The sequence below is a fragment of the Serratia sp. G204Y genome (assembly GCF_051172435.1).
Lineage (GTDB): Bacteria > Pseudomonadota > Gammaproteobacteria > Enterobacterales > Enterobacteriaceae > Serratia > Serratia sarumanii.
In genome coordinates, this window is sequence record NZ_JBPIZA010000001.1 from 2,530,398 (window position 1) to 2,547,915 (window position 17,518).

A 17,518-nucleotide genomic window follows, 5' to 3' on the forward strand; every position below is an offset into this window, starting at 1 on the left:
ATTTTCTGGAGACGCCATGTCCGCTGCGTTGATTATCATCGACCTGATCGAGGATCTGATCGGGCCCAAAGGGCGCGCCAACCACTGCCGCGAACAGGTGACGGCAAGCCACCTGCTCGCCAACGTCAATGCCGCCGCGGCCTACGCCCGGGTGCGAAAAATCCCGGTGATTTGGGTGCGGACGGGATTTGCCGACGATTATCATGACATCCCGCTCCACTCGCCGCTGTTCAACCATTTGAAACAGATAGGCGCGCTGCGGCTAAACGGCCCGGGCTGCCGCTGGGCGCCCGATCTGCATCAGGAGGAGACCGATCTGCAGTTTGATAAAACGGCGGTCAGCGCCTTCTCCGGTAACAATTTGTTAGCCTGGCTGCGGCAACATCGGTGCCATCATCTGCTGCTGGCGGGCGTCAGCACGTCGCTCGCCATCGAGAGCACCGCGCGTCAGGCGCACGACGCCGGCTTCCAGGTGACCGTGCTGCACGATCTGTGCGCAGCCCCCACGCAGGAGCTCCACCAGCAGAGCCTGGACACCCTGCAAAACCTGGCGGAAGTCGCCCGTTCGCAGGCCTGGATGCAAGGCTGACCTCAATACCGCCGGTCGTGTGGGCCGGCACCCTGCACGGATGCGTCACTGCCCCGACCTTTAGCGTCATCTTGGTGTGCTACTATCCGCTCTAGCGCTCAATTTCGCCATCATCGCACGCCGCAAAGGCGCTGAGCGCCGTGTACATATTTTAAAGGGACATATCATGTGGGGCGTACTGGCTGCTTCGTTATTTTTCTTACCGTTTAACCGGCTGATAGCCTGGGTTATCCTGGCCGCCTCGGCGGGCATGGGGCTTTATCATGGGGTATTGACGCCGCTCAGCCTGGGTTGCCTGTTGGCCATCGTGGCGCTGGCGGGGCTACGTCACCATTTTCGCGAGCGGCGTAGTCTGGCGATCGCGTTCGAAGGGTTGGTGGTCGCCGGCTGCGTGGCGCTGTTCTTGCACCTGGTGCCGGGCATCCACAATCAACTGATGATCGACGGTGAAAAAGCCGGCCCGCTCAGCGCGCCGTTCACTATGTATTACAACTTCGACAAGGCGATGGTGCCCTTCCTGCTGTTCGCCTGCTTGCCCACGCTGTTTTCCGCTGAACGCGGCGGCAACGTCGGCAAAGCGGGCTGGATTGCGCTGCTGCTGGCCGTGCCGGCGCTGTTGCTGCTGGCCGTGGCGCTGGGCGGCTTAAAAATCGAGCTGCATGCGCCCGCCTGGATCCTGCCTTTCGTGATGGCGAACCTGTTCTTCGTCTGTATGGCCGAAGAAGCGCTGTTTCGCGGCTACCTGCAGCAGCGCCTCAGCCAGTGGCTGGGCGCCTGGCCGGCGCTGATCGTCGCTTCTCTGGTGTTCGGCGCCGCGCATTTGGCTGGCGGCATGCTGATGGTAATCTTCGCGACGCTGGCCGGGGTGATCTACGGCCTGGCGTGGATGTGGAGCGGCCGCCTGTGGGTGCCGATTCTGTTCCATTTCGGGCTTAATCTGACCCATCTGCTGTTCTTTACCTACCCGCTGTATCAGCATCCTTAACGGCTGACGCCGGCAGAGAGCCCTTCTCTGCCGGCAGGTCGGGTGAAAACGCTATCATCGGTAGCGCACCGCAATGCCCTCAATCACGTTGCCACCGGCTTTTCTCCGCCCATCAGGCGCTTTTTATCACAGTGTAAACGATTCCATTTTTCGCGTTAGATCACCTTTTTAGCGCCGCGGGCGTGCTATCTTTTTGCGCAATGACCTCTCCCTGTTCAGTAACGGGCGTATTAAGACGGTAATTGGAAGCGATTACACCCTCGTCGACGCCAAGAAAGGAACCGTATGACAGAATTTAACCCTATCGATCATCCGCACCGCCGCTATAACCCGCTGAGCGGCCAGTGGGTGCTGGTCTCACCGCACCGCGCCAAGCGCCCCTGGCAGGGCCAGCAGGAGGCCGTCCCGACGGAAACGCTGCCGGCGCACGATCCCGACTGTTTCCTGTGCCCGGGCAACGCGCGCATCACCGGCGATCGCAATCCGGATTATCGCGGCACCTACGTCTTCGCCAATGATTTCGCCGCGCTGCTGAGCGATACGCCGCCGGCGCCCGACAGCCAGGATCCGCTGATGCGCAGCCAGAGCGCGCGCGGCGTCAGCCGGGTGATCTGCTTCTCTCCCGATCACAGCAAGACCCTGCCCGAACTGACGCTGCCGGCGCTGGAGCAGGTGATCGCCGCTTGGCAGGCGCAAACCGATGAGCTGGGCAAGCACTACCCCTGGGTACAGCTGTTCGAAAACAAAGGCGCAGCGATGGGCTGCTCCAACCCGCACCCGCACGGGCAGGTCTGGGCCAACAGTTTTCTGCCGAACGAGGCCGAGCGCGAAGATCGCCTGCAGCACGCGTATTTTCGGGAACACGCCTCCCCGCTGCTGCTGGACTATGCGCAGCGCGAGCTGGCCGCCGGCGAACGCATCGTGGTAAACACCGAACACTGGCTGGCGGTGGTGCCCTACTGGGCCGCCTGGCCGTTTGAAACGCTGCTGCTGCCGAAAGCGGCGGTGCAGCGCATTACCGATCTCAGCGCGGCGCAAAGCCAGGATCTGGCGCTGGCGCTGAAGAAGCTGACCAGCCGCTACGACAACCTGTTCCAGTGCTCCTTCCCCTATTCGATGGGATGGCACGGCGCACCGTTCAACGGCGCCGACAACCGACACTGGCAGCTGCACGCCCATTTCTACCCGCCGCTGCTGCGTTCAGCCAGCGTGCGCAAATTTATGGTCGGTTACGAGATGCTGGCGGAAGCCCAGCGCGATCTGACCGCCGAACAGGCCGCAGAGCGTCTGCGCGCCGTCAGCGATATTCATTACCGTGAAGCCGGAGCCCAAGCATGAGCCTGAAACCGCTTACCCATTCTCTGTTTACCGAACACTTTGGCTACGCGCCGGCGTTGACCATCCAGGCGCCGGGGCGGGTGAACCTGATCGGCGAACATACCGATTACAACGACGGCTTCGTGCTGCCCTGCGCCATCGATTATCAAACCGTCATCGCCTGCGCCAAGCGCAACGACCGCCAGATCCGCGTACTCGCCGCCGATTATCAGCATCAGCAGGATCAATTCTCGCTCGACGATCCGATCGTCAGCCACCCCGATCAGCGCTGGTCGGACTATGTGCGCGGCGTGGTGAAGCACCTTCAGCGCCGCAACGCCGACTTCGGCGGCGCGGATCTGGTGATCGCCGGCAATGTGCCGCAGGGCGCGGGGCTCAGCTCCTCCGCCGCGCTGGAAGTGGCGGTGGGCCAGGCGCTGCAGGCGCTCTATCAGCTGCCGCTGGACGGCGTAGCGCTGGCGCTGAACGGCCAGGAAGCGGAGAACCAGTTCGTCGGCTGCAACTGCGGCATCATGGACCAGCTGATCTCCGCGCTCGGCCGGCGCGACAGCGCGCTGCTGATCGACTGCCGATCGCTGGAAACCCGTGCGGTACCGATGCCGGACAACGTCGCGGTGGTGATCGTCAACTCCAATGTGCAACGCGGGCTGGTGGACAGCGAGTACAACACCCGCCGCAAACAGTGCGAGGAAGCGGCGCGGTTCTTCGGCGTCAAGGCGCTGCGCGACGTCAGCCCGGAACAGTTCGAAGCGCGTCAACATCAGTTGGATCCGCTGGTGGCCAAACGCGCGCGCCATGTCATCAGCGAGAACGCCCGCACGCTGGCGGCGGCCGACGCGCTGGCGGCCGGCGATCTGCAACGCATGGGCCGGCTGATGGCGGAGTCCCACGCCTCGATGCGCGACGACTTTGAAATCACCGTGCCGCCGATCGATAAGCTGGTCGAAATCGTCAAAGCGGCGATCGGCCCGCGCGGCGGCGTGCGCATGACCGGCGGCGGCTTTGGCGGCTGTGTCGTCGCGCTGATGCCGCAGGATCTCGTGGAGACGGTGCGTGCCGCCGTGGCGCACGAGTATCCGCGGCAAACCGGCGGATTGCAGGAAACCTTCTATGTCTGCCAGGCTTCGCAAGGCGCCGGCCTATGCTGACCGCAACCTCGGCAGTCGCCCCCGATGGGCAACCTTATCAGCTGACGCAGCTGCAAAACGCCGGCGGCATGACGGTGACGCTGATGGATTGGGGCGCCACCTGGCTGTCCGCCGTCTTGCCGCTCAAATCCGGCGAAAGACGCGAGTTGCTGCTCGGCTGCCGCAGCCCGGTGGACTACCCGCGTCAGGGCGCCTATCTGGGCGCCACCGTCGGCCGTTACGCCAACCGCATCGCCAACGCCAGTCTGCTCATCGACGGGAAACCCCATGCGCTGGCCGCCAATCAGGGCGCCCACCAGCTGCACGGCGGCCCCGACGGTTTTCATGCCCGCCGCTGGCGCCGGGTACAGCATGATTCGCAACAGGTCTGCTATGCGCTGCACTCGGCGGAGGGCGATCAGGGCTTTCCCGGCAATCTCGACGTGCAGGTTTGCTACCGCCTGACTCATGACAATCGCCTGGAAATCAGCTATCTGGCGCAGGTCGATCGCCCCTGCCCGGTCAATCTGACCAACCACGCCTATTTCAATCTGGACGGCGCCGGCACCGACGCCCGCGCCCAGCGGCTGCAGCTGTTCGCCGATCGCTATCTGCCCGTCGACGCCGAGGGCATTCCCTGCGCCGACCTGACGCCGGTGGACGGCAGCGGCATGGATTTTCGCCAGCCGAAAACGCTGCTGCAGGATTTCCTGCGCGACAGCGACCAGCAGCGGGTAAAAGGCTACGATCACGCATTCCTGCTGCATCGTACCTGCGGGGCGCTGGAGAGCCCGGCGGCTCATTTGTGGTCCGCCGACGGGCAAGTGCAAATGAGCGTGTTCACCGACGCGCCGGCGCTGCAACTCTACAGCGGCAATTACCTGGCCGGCACGCCGGCGCGCGATGGCGGCAGCTACGCCGACCATGCCGGCGTGGCGCTGGAGAGCGAGTTCTTGCCGGACAGCCCGCACCATCCCGAGTGGCCGCAGCCGGACTGCTGGCTGCAGCCGGGGAGCCGCTATCGCAGCGCCACGCATTATCAGTTTTATCCTATCTGACCCGCCACGCCCCTCGCCGTACGGCCGGGGGCAATTTGTTATAAATACTTACCTTTTAACGCTATCCCCCCACCGGCGCCCGCCTTCCCTTATTCCAAAGCGCGCACTACACTCAGGCTACCGTGATAAGCACAACGCCTTGTGCAACGTCACCTTTTTCGGCCGATGGCGGCCAATCAATAGCTGAAGGAACACCTATGCGTCTGATTACTGCACTTCCATTGCTGGCGGGCTTAATGCTGAGCACCAATCTGATGGCGGCCGACGCGACGACGGCGACGAAAACGCCTTCGCCGGCGCAGGCGGCTCAACAGAAACGCATGACCGACTGCAACCAGCAGGCATCCACCAAATCGCTGAAAGGCGCCGATCGTTCCACCTTCATGAGCACCTGTCTGAAATCCGAAGGCTCCGCCGCGACGGGCAAAACCCTGACGCCGCAGCAGCAGAAAATGAAGAACTGCAACGCCGACGCCAAGACCAAAGATCTGAAGGGCGACGCGCGTAAAACCTTCATGAGCAACTGCCTGAAAAAATCGGCCTGATTTTCCCCACGCCACGGCGCGCCCGAAGCGATTTTGGCGCGCCGTTTCCCCCCTCGCAGCGCCAGCCTGAACGATTCAGCTTTTTCCTTTCACCAGCCCTTACTTTGCGGCAAGAAATTGGCTATGGTTAGACACTATCGATTGCCGAGCCCCGGCCCGCGGCAATATAATGATTTTCGTTATCATTGAAATGTCAGATTATTAAGGAGTTAAGCTATGGCTGTAACTAAGCTGGTTCTGGTGCGTCACGGCGAAAGCCAGTGGAACCAAGAAAACCGCTTCACCGGTTGGTACGATGTTGATCTGTCCGACAAGGGCCGCACCGAAGCGAAAGCAGCAGGCAAGCTGTTGAAAGAGGAAGGTTTCACTTTCGACTTCGCTTACACCTCCGTACTGAAGCGCGCGATCCACACCCTGTGGAACATCCTCGACGAGCTGGATCAGGCCTGGTTGCCGACCGAAAAATCCTGGAAGCTGAACGAACGTCACTACGGCGCGCTGCAGGGTCTGAACAAAGCGGAAACCGCTGAAAAATACGGCGACGAGCAGGTGAAACAATGGCGTCGCGGCTTCGCGGTGACCCCACCTGAGCTGACCAAAGAAGACGAACGTTACCCTGGCCACGATCCGCGCTACGCTTCTCTGACCGAGCAAGAGCTGCCGCTGACCGAAAGCCTGGCGCTGACCATCGATCGCGTTATTCCTTACTGGGACGAAGAGATCCTGCCACGCATCAAGAGCGGCGAGCGCGTGATCGTTGCGGCGCACGGCAACTCGCTGCGCGCGCTGGTGAAATACCTGGATAACCTGAGCGAAGACGAAATCCTCGAGCTGAACATCCCAACCGGCGTGCCATTGGTGTATGAGTTCGACGAGAACTTCAAGCCAATCAAACGTTACTACCTGGGTAACGCCGACGAGATCGCTGCAAAAGCGGCCGCCGTGGCAAACCAGGGTAAAGCGAAGTAATTTCGCCCGTTAACGAAAAAGCCCCCGGTGAAAACCGGGGGCTTTTTTATTACTGCTGCGCCATCGCCTCGTTCACCGCGTCCAGCCGTTCCTGCATCGCCGGATGGGTGCTGAGCCAGGCCGGCAGCGCCCAGCCGTCAGCCGTTTCGCGTTCAGGCGCCTGCGCCAACGCGCGGTAGATCGACGCCATTTGCGCCAGCGAACGCCCCTGGCGCTGCATTTCCGCTATCGCGAACGCATCCGCCTCGCGCTCCATGCCGCGGGAAAACTGCATCTCATTCACGAAGGACGCGGACTGCAGCAGCGTGTCGCCGATGCCGCTGACGTCACCCGTCATCCACATCAGCGTCAAGGCCACCAGCGACGAACGCACCAGCATGCGCATCGGGTGGCGATGAGCGTGATGCCCCATCTCATGCAGCATCACCGCCGCCAGCCCATCGTCGTTTTTCGACAGGGCGACCAGCCCATCGCTGAGCACCAGCGTGCCGTCCGGCAACATAAAGGCGTTCGGCGCACCGGGCGCCGCCATCAGCTTCAACGACAGCGGCGTACGCTCCTGGCGCATCTCGGCCGGCATCACCTGCCGGAACAGCTGCTGCAACGCCTGCTGACGCTCGGCCGGCAATGCGGAGGGTTCAAAGCCGCTTTGGCTCAAAAACGTCTGCGTATGTTCGCCCAGCGTCTGTTCCACCGAGGTAGGGATGCGCATGGCGATCTCGCTGCTCGCCCACGGCAGCACGACGTTAACGTAGGCTACGACCGCCAGCAGCGTCATCAGCAGCGCCACGGCGACGCCGCGTTTGTGGCGCTCCAGGCGATGCACCCAGCCCGGCGAACGGCGCTGATAGAACCAGCGGCGGAAGGCCGCATCGTCATCCGGCACAAAGCGCGCGCCGTCCTTGAAGGTCAGCGTCAGCGGAATATTGCCCAGCGCCGCAGAGACGGTGATGTCCGCCAAGGGGATGTAACGTTGCTCATCCTGCCGCTGCAGCGTCACGCCCTCGCCGCTTTCGTTCACCAGCAGGCGAGCCGCCTCACGCGCGGCCCGCCCCGGCAACTGATAGGCGCCCTCGAGGATCATCGGCGCCTCAGAAGCTGCCGCCCAGATCCAGCGCCTGCAACGCTTCTTCGGCCACCGCGCTGTTGGCGGTTTCCTGATGCGCCGCGATGTCCAGCAATGCCAGATCGCCTTCGACCGCCGTGCACTCCGCCAGATAACGGGCGTGGCGCACTTCCGCCACCGGCACGGCGAAACCGAGCGAGAACAGGGTGATCAGGGTATTGGTGATCAACAGCCCCATATAAGGCAGCGTTTGCATGGAAGAGTGCAGTTTAACGTTGCCGTTCAGCGTCGCCTGGTTAAACAGATAGTTGCGTTGGGCGACGACCTGGTAGCTGCCGGCGATCAAGGCGCCAATCAGCAGCACCACCATCATCAGCAGCAGGCTGCCAATATTTTCCAACACCAGCAAATCGGCGGTTTCATCCGTCAGCATGCCCATCAATACCATTTGGTACAGCGACAGAATGAACGACCCCATACACACCAGCGCCGCCAACATAAACGGCAGGAAAATGAGCAGGCCGATCAAGGCAAATTTGATAAAGGCCGACTTTTTCAGCTCGGCAATAAACGGCGTATTCCCGAAAAACAGGTTATTAACGTACAGATCGTGCTGCAGCGCGCTAATAATACCGTTGACGGCGGCGAATGCCGGCACGGCCAACAGCAGCGTCAACACCAACATCAGGCCGATGGCGTTGATGCTGTCAAAACCGCTGCCAATGCTGAGCAAAATGATTAAGGCGACATAAAGCCCGATAATCAGCAATAGCGGGCAGAACAGTAACGCCCAATAAGCGCGCCCGGTGCGGCAAACATAATTAAAACGCACGCCGCGATAGCTCGACATAATCGCATTGTAGCGCCAGCTGCGGATAACGATCCACGGCAGCAGGGCAAGCAACACCAGCAAAGCCAGCAGCCCCAGCAGTGGCGTTACCGCCAACAGGATATAAAATACGATGAGGCCGCCGATCACCAACAGCCGCCCTTTCAGAATTTGCAGCGGTTGCGCATGGTAATCGAAACGATCGCCGTCCAATTCCGTGTTGCCGTAAAAATAGCGGCGGCGGCGCACCGTCGCCCAGGCGGAATAGATGCCCAGCGTCACGATGGTCAATAATGCGTTAACCAACCAAATCGCGAAGTACTCGCCACCTTTCCCATGGAATTTAATCCGGTGCAGCCCCAGCGGCTGCGAGGTATTGCTTGTCATAATTCTTTCGTCCTGAAAGGAATAGGTCATACCACTCCCCGCTTATTTGTCATGCGGGGTTTGTGGAATAAAAAAAGCGTCTTATATAAGCACAATGCCATGAGCAGTGACAATTATTCTTTTATTAAATAGGAATAATGCGAAGGTGGCCGCTTAATGATTTCATTGGCCTATTAAGTGTAAGCCTTAAATGAGTGGGATATATAGAGGTGCAATGACAAGGATAAAACAAGGGCCCGGCTGCCAGGCCCTTGTCATTTTAGCTATTATCCGCGGCGCGCTTTCACCGCCGCCGCCAGATCGCGCAGCACGGTTTCGGTATCCTGCCAGCCGATGCAGCCGTCGGTCACGCTCTTGCCGTAAACCAGCGGTTCGCCGCTTTCAAGGTTCTGGTTGCCTTCCACCAGGTGGCTTTCGATCATCACGCCGATGATCGCTTTTTCACCGCCGCCAATTTGCCCGCAAACGTCAGCGCTCACGTCCATCTGCTTTTTGAACTGTTTGCTGCTGTTGGCATGGCTGAAGTCGATCATCACCTGCGCCGGCAGCCCGGCTTTGCTCAGGCCGGCTTTGACGTCCTTCACGTGCGCCGCGCTGTAGTTCGGCTCTTTGCCGCCGCGCAGGATAATGTGGCAGTCGCCGTTGCCGCTGGTGTTAACGATCGCCGAGTGGCCCCATTTGGTCACCGACAGGAAGCAGTGCGGCGCGCCGGCGGCGTTGATGGCGTCGATCGCCACCTTGATGGTGCCGTCGGTGCCGTTCTTGAAGCCGACCGGGCAGGAAAGGCCGGAGGCCAGCTCGCGGTGCACCTGCGATTCCGTGGTGCGCGCGCCGATGGCGCCCCAGCTCATCAAATCCGCCAGGTACTGCGGCGTGATCATGTCGAGGAATTCGCCGGCGGCCGGCAGGCCGCTGTCGTTGATCTCCACCAGCAGCTTGCGCGCCAGGCGCAGACCGTCGTTGATGTTGAAGCTGTTGTCCATCTGCGGATCGTTGATCAGGCCTTTCCAGCCCACGGTGGTGCGCGGTTTTTCGAAGTATACGCGCATGACCACTTCCAGCTCGCCCTTCAGTTCTTCACGCAGCGCCAGCAGGCGCCCCGCGTACTCTTTGGCGGCTTTCGTATCGTGGATAGAGCAAGGGCCAATCACCACCAGCAGGCGATCGTCGCTGCCGCGGAGGATATTGTGAATTGCGCTGCGGGCCTGGGACACCGTCTTTGCTGCGCGTTCAGTGGCCGGGAATTTCTCCAGCAAAGCCACCGGCGGCAGGAGTTCCTTAATATCATTAATGCGTAAATCGTCGTTTTGATAATTCATAGCTTTTCCATTCGGTATCGAGGGGTATTTCGCAGTGCGTAACGGTGTAGATCCCAACAATCTAGCCTGTGGGAATGGCGCTGTAAATCACCTTTGCCCCCCGCCGCTGGAACCGCCAAATTAACAGCAGATTGTGCTGTTTCATCAGGGGAGCGCAGAGCCTCCTTTTTCGCTATGCTAGCGATCGGAATATAAAGCGACCCGAGTTGAACATGCCCTCTCTGTTATTAGTTGATGACCACCCGGTGGTTCATGTCGCACTGGAAGCGGCGCTAATGAAATCATCCCGCCCCTACCGCCTGCAGGCGGCGCAGGACGACGTCCAGGCGCTGGCCCTGCTGGCCGAGGCCGCTTTCGGCCTGGTGATCCTGGATATCGGCCTGCCGCAGGTCGACGGGCTGCAGCTGTTGAAAAAAATCCGCCGCCGCTACCCGCAGCAGCCGATCCTGATCTATACCGCGCAGGAGGCCGAGGTCTATGCGCGCATGGCGCATGCCGCCGGCGCCAACGGTTTCGTCAACAAAGGCAGCTCGTTGGCAGAGTTGTTGCAGGCGATCGAGCAGGTGCTGGACGGTGAAACCCACTTCCCCGCCGCCGCGCTGGCCGAAGAAGCGCCGACGGCAGACGGCGGGCTGCTCACTCCTAAAGAGCTCGAGGTGCTGGGCTTGTTGAGCCAGGGGCTGTCCAACCTGCAGATCGCCGATCGGCTGCACATCAGCAACAAGACCGTCAGCACCCACAAGAAGAACATCCAGCGTAAAACCGGCGCCGGCAACCTGCTGGAGCTGGTGGCGGTGTTTAAAGAGCTGGCGCCATGATGCGCCGCGCCCTGCTGCTGCTGTTCCTGTGGTGCGGTCTGGCGCAGGCGGCGGAGCCGGTGCGCTATCAGCTGGTCAGCAATCTGAATACCCCCGAGAATATGCTGATCGTCGGCGAGAAAAACCCCTGGCGCGACCGTACGCTGCGCGTCGGCATCGTCAGTGAGAACACCAGCCCGTACAACATCATCGTGGATGACGATCTGTATGGGCTGAATGCCGACTACCTCGGCTATATCCAGCAGGTGACCGGCATTCGCTTCGCCATTTACGGCTTTGCCGATCTGACGCAGTTGGAGCAGGCGCTGCACGACGGCAAGATCGATCTTCTGTACGGCATCCCGCAGAGTGAGGCGCTGCACGGCCTGGCGATCTCTCAGCCCTATTACGTCAGCAACCTGCGCGTATTGCGCGATCGCAGCAACGATCGGCCGGTGATGCTCAACTCCGCCAACGCCCGCGTCGCGATCGGCGCGCTGACCGACATGCAGTCCGGCGGCGCTCTGCAGGCGGTCGCGTCGCAGATCCAGCGCTACGACAACAATCTGCAGGCGGTCTACTCGCTGCTCAACGGCAGCAGCGACTACTTTATCGCCGACGAGGCCAGCGCCAGCTTTATCATCGATCAGCTGCAGCTCGGTCAGCTCTATCAGATTGAAAGCAACGAGAACCTGGGCAACCTGTCCTTCGTGTTCGCCGCCGACGACTCGCGGCTGATAGACACGCTGGACACCGCCATCGCCGACGCGCCGATGGAGCTGATGAACGCCCTGCAGGGCCGCTGGAGCAAGAAGATCCCCAGCTACCTCGACACCGGCAATGCCGATCTGACGACGATGGAGAAGAATTGGGTGGCGAGCCACCGCGTGGTTTACTACGCCGCCATCGAAAACAACTTCCCGTTCGCCTACCGCGGCTCCGACGGCCAGCCGCGCGGCTACGCCATCGACATTCTCAACATCATCGCGCAAAACACCGGGCTGCGTTTCGCGCCGCTGTGGGCGCGCAACGCCGAGCAGGCCGATCTGCTGGTGCAGTCCGGCCAGGCCAGCTTCCGCGCCGCCCTGCCGCTGGCGCGCGGCGTCAAGGCGCGCTACGGCGCCAGCATGCCGATCCACCGTTCGCTGTGGGGGGTTTACGTCGGCCAGCACGCTAACGGCATTTCCACCTGGAGCGATTTGGCCGGCAAGCGCATCGGCGTGCTGCAGGGCGATTTGGCGCAGGGGCTGGTGCCGGAACAGGAGCAAACCATCAGCTTCGCCGACAGCAAGTCGATGTACGACGCGCTGGCCAACGGCCAGCTGGATGCGCTGGTGGATAACGTCATCTCCGCCAACTTTTTGGCGCTGTCGCGCTATTCCGGCGCCATCAAGCTGGCCTTTGCCGCCAACAACATTCCCTATCCGGTGGCCTTCGGCGTGCGCCGCGATCAACCTCTTCTGTTGGCGATCCTCGATAAGAACCTGATGCAGATCCCGGCGGACACCCTGCAATCGCTGCGCGACGAGTGGATCGTCGACCGCAGCAATCTTATCGACGCGGTGAATGACAACCGTATGCCGCCGCAGACCACCTGGCTGCTGGCGCTGCTGGCCGCCGCCACCGTGCTGCTGCTGGCGCTGACGCTGCGCCGTTTCATGCTGCAGCGCCGTGAAAAACGCGAACGCGAAGAACTCGAGCACGCGCGCCGCCGCGCCGAAGCGGAAAACCGCATGAAGAGCAAATTCCTCGCCACCGTCAGCCATGAGCTGCGCACGCCGATGCACGCCATCCTCGGCCTGCTGGAACTGGAGCTCAAACGCCAACCCGCGCCGGAAGGCCTGCCGGTGATATACAGCTCGGCCTCATCGCTGCTCAACCTGCTCAACGACCTGCAGGATCACGCGCGGTTGGAAACCGGCTCGCTGACGCTGGCACCGAAACCGGTGGTGCTGCGCCCTTGGGTAGCGCGCATCGACGCCCTCTACCGGCCGCTGATCGGCGAGCGGCCGTTGACGCTGAGCGTGGTGGCGGATCCGGCATTGCCGGAGGCGGTAGTGATTGATGGTGAGCGTTTACTTCAGGTGGCTAACAACCTGATAAACAACGCGATAAAATTTACGCCGCGCGGCGCCATTCAGGTCGAGATCGGCTGGCGCGCGCAGGATGAGCGGCAGGGGGAATTGCATCTGACGGTGAACGACAGCGGCTGCGGTATCGCCGCCGATGAAATAGACAAACTGTTCCAACCGTTTTACCGCGCGCGCGGCGCGCAACGCATCTCGGTGCAGGGTACCGGTTTGGGGCTGTCGATCTGCAAAGAGATCGTCGAACAGATGGGCGGCCGCATCGAGCTGCACTCGCAGCCGGGCGTAGGCACCCGCGTCGAGGTCGCGATACCGGTCGAGCTGAGCGGCGCGGCGCCGGTTGCCGCCCCGGAGGAAAGCCCCTTTGCTCTGCCGTCTTCCGCCTTGCGTACCGCGCTGATCGACGATCACCCCACCAATCTGTTGCTGATGGAACGCCAGCTGCGCCACTTCGGGCTGCAACCCGCCCGCTTCGAACAAGGCTATGCGCTGTTGAAGGCCCAACGCCGGCAACCGTTCGATCTGCTGTTTATCGACTATAACATGCCGCGCCCGGACGGCCTGACGCTGGCCAGGCTGATCCGCCGCGACGAACAGCGGCTGCAACGCCCGCCTTGCCGCATCGTGCTCTGTTCGGCAGACGTGCAGGAGTTTACCCGCATTCCTCCGGGGCTGGTGGCGATCGACCACTTCCTGACCAAACCGATTTCACTGGCGGCGATCGGCCAGGTATTGGCTCAGCAACCGCAGGCTCAGGAAGCAAAGTCAGTCCTTACTGACCTGCGACAAACGCTGGCCGAAATGGCGGGTGGCGATCGCGCCATGCTGCAGCGGCTGGCGCAGACGCTCGGCGATACGCTGCGGCAAGACCGGCAGCGGCTCGCGGACGCCGTCGCCGCGAACGACTGGCCGCGCCTGGAGCAGGCGGCGCACCGCATCAAGGGCAGCCTGCTGATGCTGCAACTGCCGGAAGCCGCGCAGCTGTGCCAGCAGCTGGTGGAAACCGCACGTCGGGGCGCGCTTGCCGCCGCCGCTTATACTAAATTAAAGGCGTTAGTGGCGCAGATAGTGCCGGAGCTGGACGCTCTGCTCGCCGCCACCCCCACTTTGGCTATGCATAAGGATGAATAATGTCGGACACTCCACACGTACACCTGCCGAAAGACAGTAATAGTAAACGCCTACTGACCGCTTTTTTAGTCACCGCCGTCTTTATGGTGGCCGAGGTGGTCGGCGGCCTGTTGTCCGGCTCGTTGGCGCTGTTGGCCGACGCCGGCCACATGCTGACCGATGCCGCCGCGCTGCTGGTGGCGCTGATGGCGGTGCACTTCTCCCAGCGCAAGCCCAACGCGCGCCACACCTTCGGCTACCTGCGCCTGACCACCCTGGCGGCCTTCCTCAACGCCGCGGCGCTGCTGGTGATCGTGGTATTCATCCTGTGGGAGGCGATACGGCGTTTCTTCGAGCCGCAGCCGGTGATGGGTACCCCGATGCTGATCATCGCCGTAGCGGGGCTGCTGGCGAACCTGTTCGCCTTCTGGCTGCTGCATCGCGGCAGCGAAGAGAAAAATATCAACGTGCGCGCCGCCGCGCTGCATGTGCTGGGCGACCTGCTCGGCTCGGTGGGCGCCATCGTCGCCGCCATCGTCATTCTTGCCACCGGCTGGACGCCGATTGACCCGATCCTGTCGGTGCTCGTCTCCTGTCTGGTGCTGCGCAGCGCCTGGCGGCTGCTGAAGGAGAGTTTCCACGAGCTGCTGGAAGGCACGCCGCAGGAGGTCGATATCGCCAAGCTGCAAAAAGACCTGTGCCTGAATATCCCGGAAGTGCGCAACATCCATCACGTGCACGTCTGGCAGATCGGCGAACAGAAGCTGATGACGCTGCATGCGCAGGTGATCCCGCCGCATGACCACGATGGGCTGTTGCAACGCATTCAGGCTTATCTGTTGGAACACTACAAGATTGGCCACGTGACCATTCAGATGGAGTACCGGCACTGCGAGACGCCGGACTGCGGTATCAACCGGGCGCCGGAGCCGAGTGAACACTCACATGCCGAAGCCCACTCCCATCTGGGACATCGCCACTAAGCCAAGAGGGCGCCATCACGGCGCCCTCTGCGTTGTTAAGGTGCGGAAGAGAGCGGGTTGGAACCATTGCGCCCGGCGCTCTTGATCCATAGCCAGGAGCCGTTCAGGGCAATCAGCGTCAGAATGACATACTCCAGCGCCATCGCGTACACCCCCTGGTAGGCGAAGATCGCCACGCTGATGACATCGATAACCACCCACAGCAGCCAGTTTTCCACGTACTTGCGCGTCATCAGAATCATCGCCACGATGGAGAGCACCATCATCGCCGAATCCCAGAACGGGAACGCGTCCGGCTGCAGCTCAGGCATCTGCACGTTCAGCCCCAGCCCTTGCATCACCGCCACCGCGATCTGCGTCAGCCAGGCGAACACGCGGTCGATATTGAAGGTCATCAGGCCGATGCCGATGACGCAGACCGCCGCCCAGGCCAACGCTTTCGGCAGCGGCAGCCAGCGGATCTGCAGCTCAGCCTGATTATCCTGGGTCTGGCGGCTCCAGGCATACCAACCGTAAATGTTGGCGCCGAAGAAGAACAGCTGCAGCAGCAGGCTGGCGTACAGCTGGATCTGGAAGAAAATCACCGCGAACAGCGTGACGTTGATCAGGCCGAACAGGTAGTTGATGATTTTTTCCTTGCTGGCGTACCAGATGCACAGCAACCCGAACAGCGTGCCGATGGCTTCGATCCACGACAGATCGTAACCGCCCGCGCCAAGCGGAATGTGCACCAGAATATTGCTGGTACTGAAGAAGCTCATGAGGTCATCCTTTTAAACGGTTAAGCGTTGCCTTTAACCTGCATTTTAAGCTGAGCGGCGAAATCCAGCATGCGGTTCAGCGGCACCAGCGCCTTTTCACGCAGCGCGGCGTCCACGTGGATCTCATGCTGCGCGCCCCCCTGCTCCAGCCCTTCGGCAATCGCCTTCAAGCCATTCATCGCCATCCACGGGCAGTGCGCACAGCTGCGGCAGGTCGCCCCTTCTCCGGCGGTCGGCGCTTCGAACAGCTCCTTGTCCGGACAGGCCTGCTGCATCTTGTAAAAGATACCGCGATCGGTGGCGACGATCAGCTGTTGATGCGGCAATGTTTTCGCCGCCTGAATCAGTTGGCTGGTCGATCCCACCGCATCCGCCAATTCAACCACCGCCTGTGGCGATTCGGGATGCACCAGAATGGCCGCCTGCGGATAGAGCGCCTTCATACGCCGCAGCGCCTGAGTCTTGAACTCGTCATGGACAATGCAGGCGCCTTGCCAGCACAGCACGTCGGCGCCGGTCTGCTTCTGCACGTAGCTGCCGAGATGGCGATCCGGCGCCCAGATGATCTTCTCGCCCAGGCTGTCCAGGTGTTCGATCAGCTCGACGGCGATGCTGGAAGTGACCACCCAGTCAGCGCGCGCTTTGACCGCCGCCGAGGTGTTCGCATAGACCACCACGGTACGATCGGGATGGCTGTCGCAAAACGCATGAAACTCCTCTTCCGGGCAGCCCAGATCCAGCGAACATTCGGCAAACAGCGTCGGCATCAGCACCTGCTTTTCCGGGCTGAGGATCTTGGCGGTTTCCCCCATGAAACGCACGCCGGCCACCAGCAGCGTGGAAGCCGGATGGGCGCTGCCGAAGCGCGCCATTTCCAGCGAATCCGCCACGCAGCCGCCGGTTTCTTCCGCCAGCGCCTGGATTTCCGGATCGGTATAATAGTGGGCGACCATCACCGCATTGCGCTGCTTGAGCAGGGTTTTGATCTTCTCGCGATAAAAGGCTTTTTCGGCTACGTCCAGCGGTACCGGTTTAGGCGGGAAGGGATACACCGCCGCATTGACATCAAACATTTCACTCATCGCTGCAATCTCATGCTAGGCTGGGCGCCTGCCGCGTGAATATCGCCTGCCGCAACGCCCTTTGTTTTATATACTAAACAAAATACCTAAACTTGCGCGAAAAGTCCGCTGATATTTTCATATTTGCGCATCCATTGTTTAATGAATTAAAAACACGGACGCTGGCCGTGCAGTTCACAGCGGATAATGGCCTGACGAGACCGTATAGCCCGTTCAGAGAACAGCGGGATGATGATCGGTGCAGTGTTGAAACGAGAAAGCACGTATGTAGGTTACGGTGCTGCAGATGCGAAAAAAGCGCCAAAAGGCGCTTTTTTCTGAATTGGTGGGTCGTGCAGGATTCGAACCTGCGACCAATTGATTAAAAGTCAACTGCTCTACCAACTGAGCTAACGACCCGCAGTGTGGTGGGTGATGACGGGCTCGAACCGCCGACCCCCTCCGTGTAAAGGAGATGCTCTACCAACTGAGCTAATCACCCACTGC

15 protein-coding genes and 2 tRNA genes are annotated in these 17,518 nt (G+C 61.2%); 10 read left to right on the forward strand and 7 right to left on the reverse strand.

What is annotated here, in order from left to right; all coding sequences use genetic code 11:
• Positions 1–16: 16 nt before the first annotated feature.
• The 7 genes from ACSBQQ_RS12445 to gpmA all read left to right on the forward strand — a co-directional run bounded on the left by ACSBQQ_RS12445 (position 17) and on the right by gpmA (position 6,611).
• Positions 17–589, forward strand: a complete 573-nt coding sequence (locus tag ACSBQQ_RS12445) for a cysteine hydrolase family protein (protein ID WP_039566916.1) — start codon at positions 17–19, stop codon at positions 587–589.
• A 166-nt stretch (positions 590–755) separates the two neighbouring features.
• A complete protein-coding gene (locus tag ACSBQQ_RS12450) occupies positions 756–1,574 on the forward strand; it encodes a CPBP family intramembrane glutamic endopeptidase (protein ID WP_033647143.1) in 819 nt (272 codons plus the stop codon).
• Between the two features lie 285 nt (positions 1,575–1,859).
• Entirely contained in the window at positions 1,860–2,912 is a 1,053-nt protein-coding gene (galT, locus tag ACSBQQ_RS12455; RefSeq protein WP_033647144.1) for a galactose-1-phosphate uridylyltransferase, read from the forward strand.
• Positions 2,909–4,060, forward strand: a complete 1,152-nt coding sequence (galK, locus tag ACSBQQ_RS12460) for a galactokinase (RefSeq protein ID WP_060429356.1) — start codon at positions 2,909–2,911, stop codon at positions 4,058–4,060. Before galT ends, galK begins: the two co-directional genes overlap by 4 nt.
• Complete coding sequence (gene galM / locus ACSBQQ_RS12465) at positions 4,054–5,097, forward strand: galactose-1-epimerase (protein WP_060387394.1); 1,044 nt, start codon at positions 4,054–4,056, stop codon at positions 5,095–5,097. Before galK ends, galM begins: the two co-directional genes overlap by 7 nt.
• 197 nt (positions 5,098–5,294) lie before the next feature.
• Positions 5,295–5,642: a PsiF family protein gene (locus ACSBQQ_RS12470; protein WP_033637480.1), complete on the forward strand. Its 348-nt coding sequence runs from the start codon at positions 5,295–5,297 to the stop codon at positions 5,640–5,642.
• Positions 5,643–5,858: 216 nt separating this feature from the next.
• Positions 5,859–6,611, forward strand: a complete 753-nt coding sequence (gene gpmA, locus ACSBQQ_RS12475) for a 2,3-diphosphoglycerate-dependent phosphoglycerate mutase (RefSeq protein WP_033647147.1) — start codon at positions 5,859–5,861, stop codon at positions 6,609–6,611.
• Positions 6,612–6,660: 49 nt separating this feature from the next.
• Here the strand turns inward: gpmA and ACSBQQ_RS12480 are convergent, their stop codons facing one another.
• The 3 genes from ACSBQQ_RS12480 to aroG all read right to left on the reverse strand — a co-directional run bounded on the left by ACSBQQ_RS12480 (position 6,661) and on the right by aroG (position 10,212).
• Entirely contained in the window at positions 6,661–7,695 is a 1,035-nt protein-coding gene (locus tag ACSBQQ_RS12480; RefSeq protein WP_060429357.1) for a M48 family metallopeptidase, read from the reverse strand.
• A gap of 7 nt (positions 7,696–7,702) precedes the next feature.
• Entirely contained in the window at positions 7,703–8,893 is a 1,191-nt protein-coding gene (locus tag ACSBQQ_RS12485; RefSeq protein ID WP_060387813.1) for a YjgN family protein, read from the reverse strand.
• 266 nt (positions 8,894–9,159) lie between these two features.
• Complete coding sequence (aroG, locus tag ACSBQQ_RS12490; protein ID WP_033647150.1) at positions 9,160–10,212, reverse strand: 3-deoxy-7-phosphoheptulonate synthase AroG; 1,053 nt, start codon at positions 10,210–10,212, stop codon at positions 9,160–9,162.
• Between the two features lie 212 nt (positions 10,213–10,424).
• On the opposite strand from aroG, the gene ACSBQQ_RS12495 reads away from it, so the two are divergent.
• The 3 genes from ACSBQQ_RS12495 to zitB are packed head-to-tail and all read left to right on the forward strand — an operon-like array spanning position 10,425 to position 15,189.
• Positions 10,425–11,030, forward strand: coding sequence for a response regulator (locus ACSBQQ_RS12495; protein ID WP_033638694.1), 606 nt, complete (start codon positions 10,425–10,427; stop codon positions 11,028–11,030).
• Positions 11,027–14,227 (forward strand): ATP-binding protein, encoded by a 3,201-nt coding sequence (locus ACSBQQ_RS12500; protein WP_060429359.1) that lies wholly within the window; start codon positions 11,027–11,029, stop codon positions 14,225–14,227. Before ACSBQQ_RS12495 ends, ACSBQQ_RS12500 begins: the two co-directional genes overlap by 4 nt.
• Entirely contained in the window at positions 14,227–15,189 is a 963-nt protein-coding gene (gene zitB / locus ACSBQQ_RS12505) for a CDF family zinc transporter ZitB (protein WP_033637476.1), read from the forward strand. The genes ACSBQQ_RS12500 and zitB overlap by 1 nt, the downstream gene beginning before the upstream one ends.
• 35 nt (positions 15,190–15,224) lie before the next feature.
• On the opposite strand, the gene pnuC is transcribed toward zitB, so the two are convergent.
• The 4 genes from pnuC to ACSBQQ_RS12525 all read right to left on the reverse strand — a co-directional run bounded on the left by pnuC (position 15,225) and on the right by ACSBQQ_RS12525 (position 17,513).
• On the reverse strand, positions 15,225–15,950 hold the full coding sequence (gene pnuC / locus ACSBQQ_RS12510) for a nicotinamide riboside transporter PnuC (protein WP_033637475.1): 726 nt from the start codon (positions 15,948–15,950) through the stop codon (positions 15,225–15,227).
• Between the two features lie 20 nt (positions 15,951–15,970).
• Positions 15,971–17,032 carry a quinolinate synthase NadA gene (gene nadA, locus ACSBQQ_RS12515; protein WP_015376982.1) on the reverse strand — a complete coding sequence of 354 codons (1,062 nt, stop codon included), beginning with the start codon at positions 17,030–17,032 and terminating at the stop codon, positions 15,971–15,973.
• A gap of 323 nt (positions 17,033–17,355) precedes the next feature.
• Positions 17,356–17,431 (reverse strand) — tRNA-Lys (locus ACSBQQ_RS12520).
• A 6-nt stretch (positions 17,432–17,437) separates the two neighbouring features.
• Positions 17,438–17,513: transfer RNA gene (locus ACSBQQ_RS12525), tRNA-Val, on the reverse strand.
• Positions 17,514–17,518 lie beyond the last annotated feature (5 nt).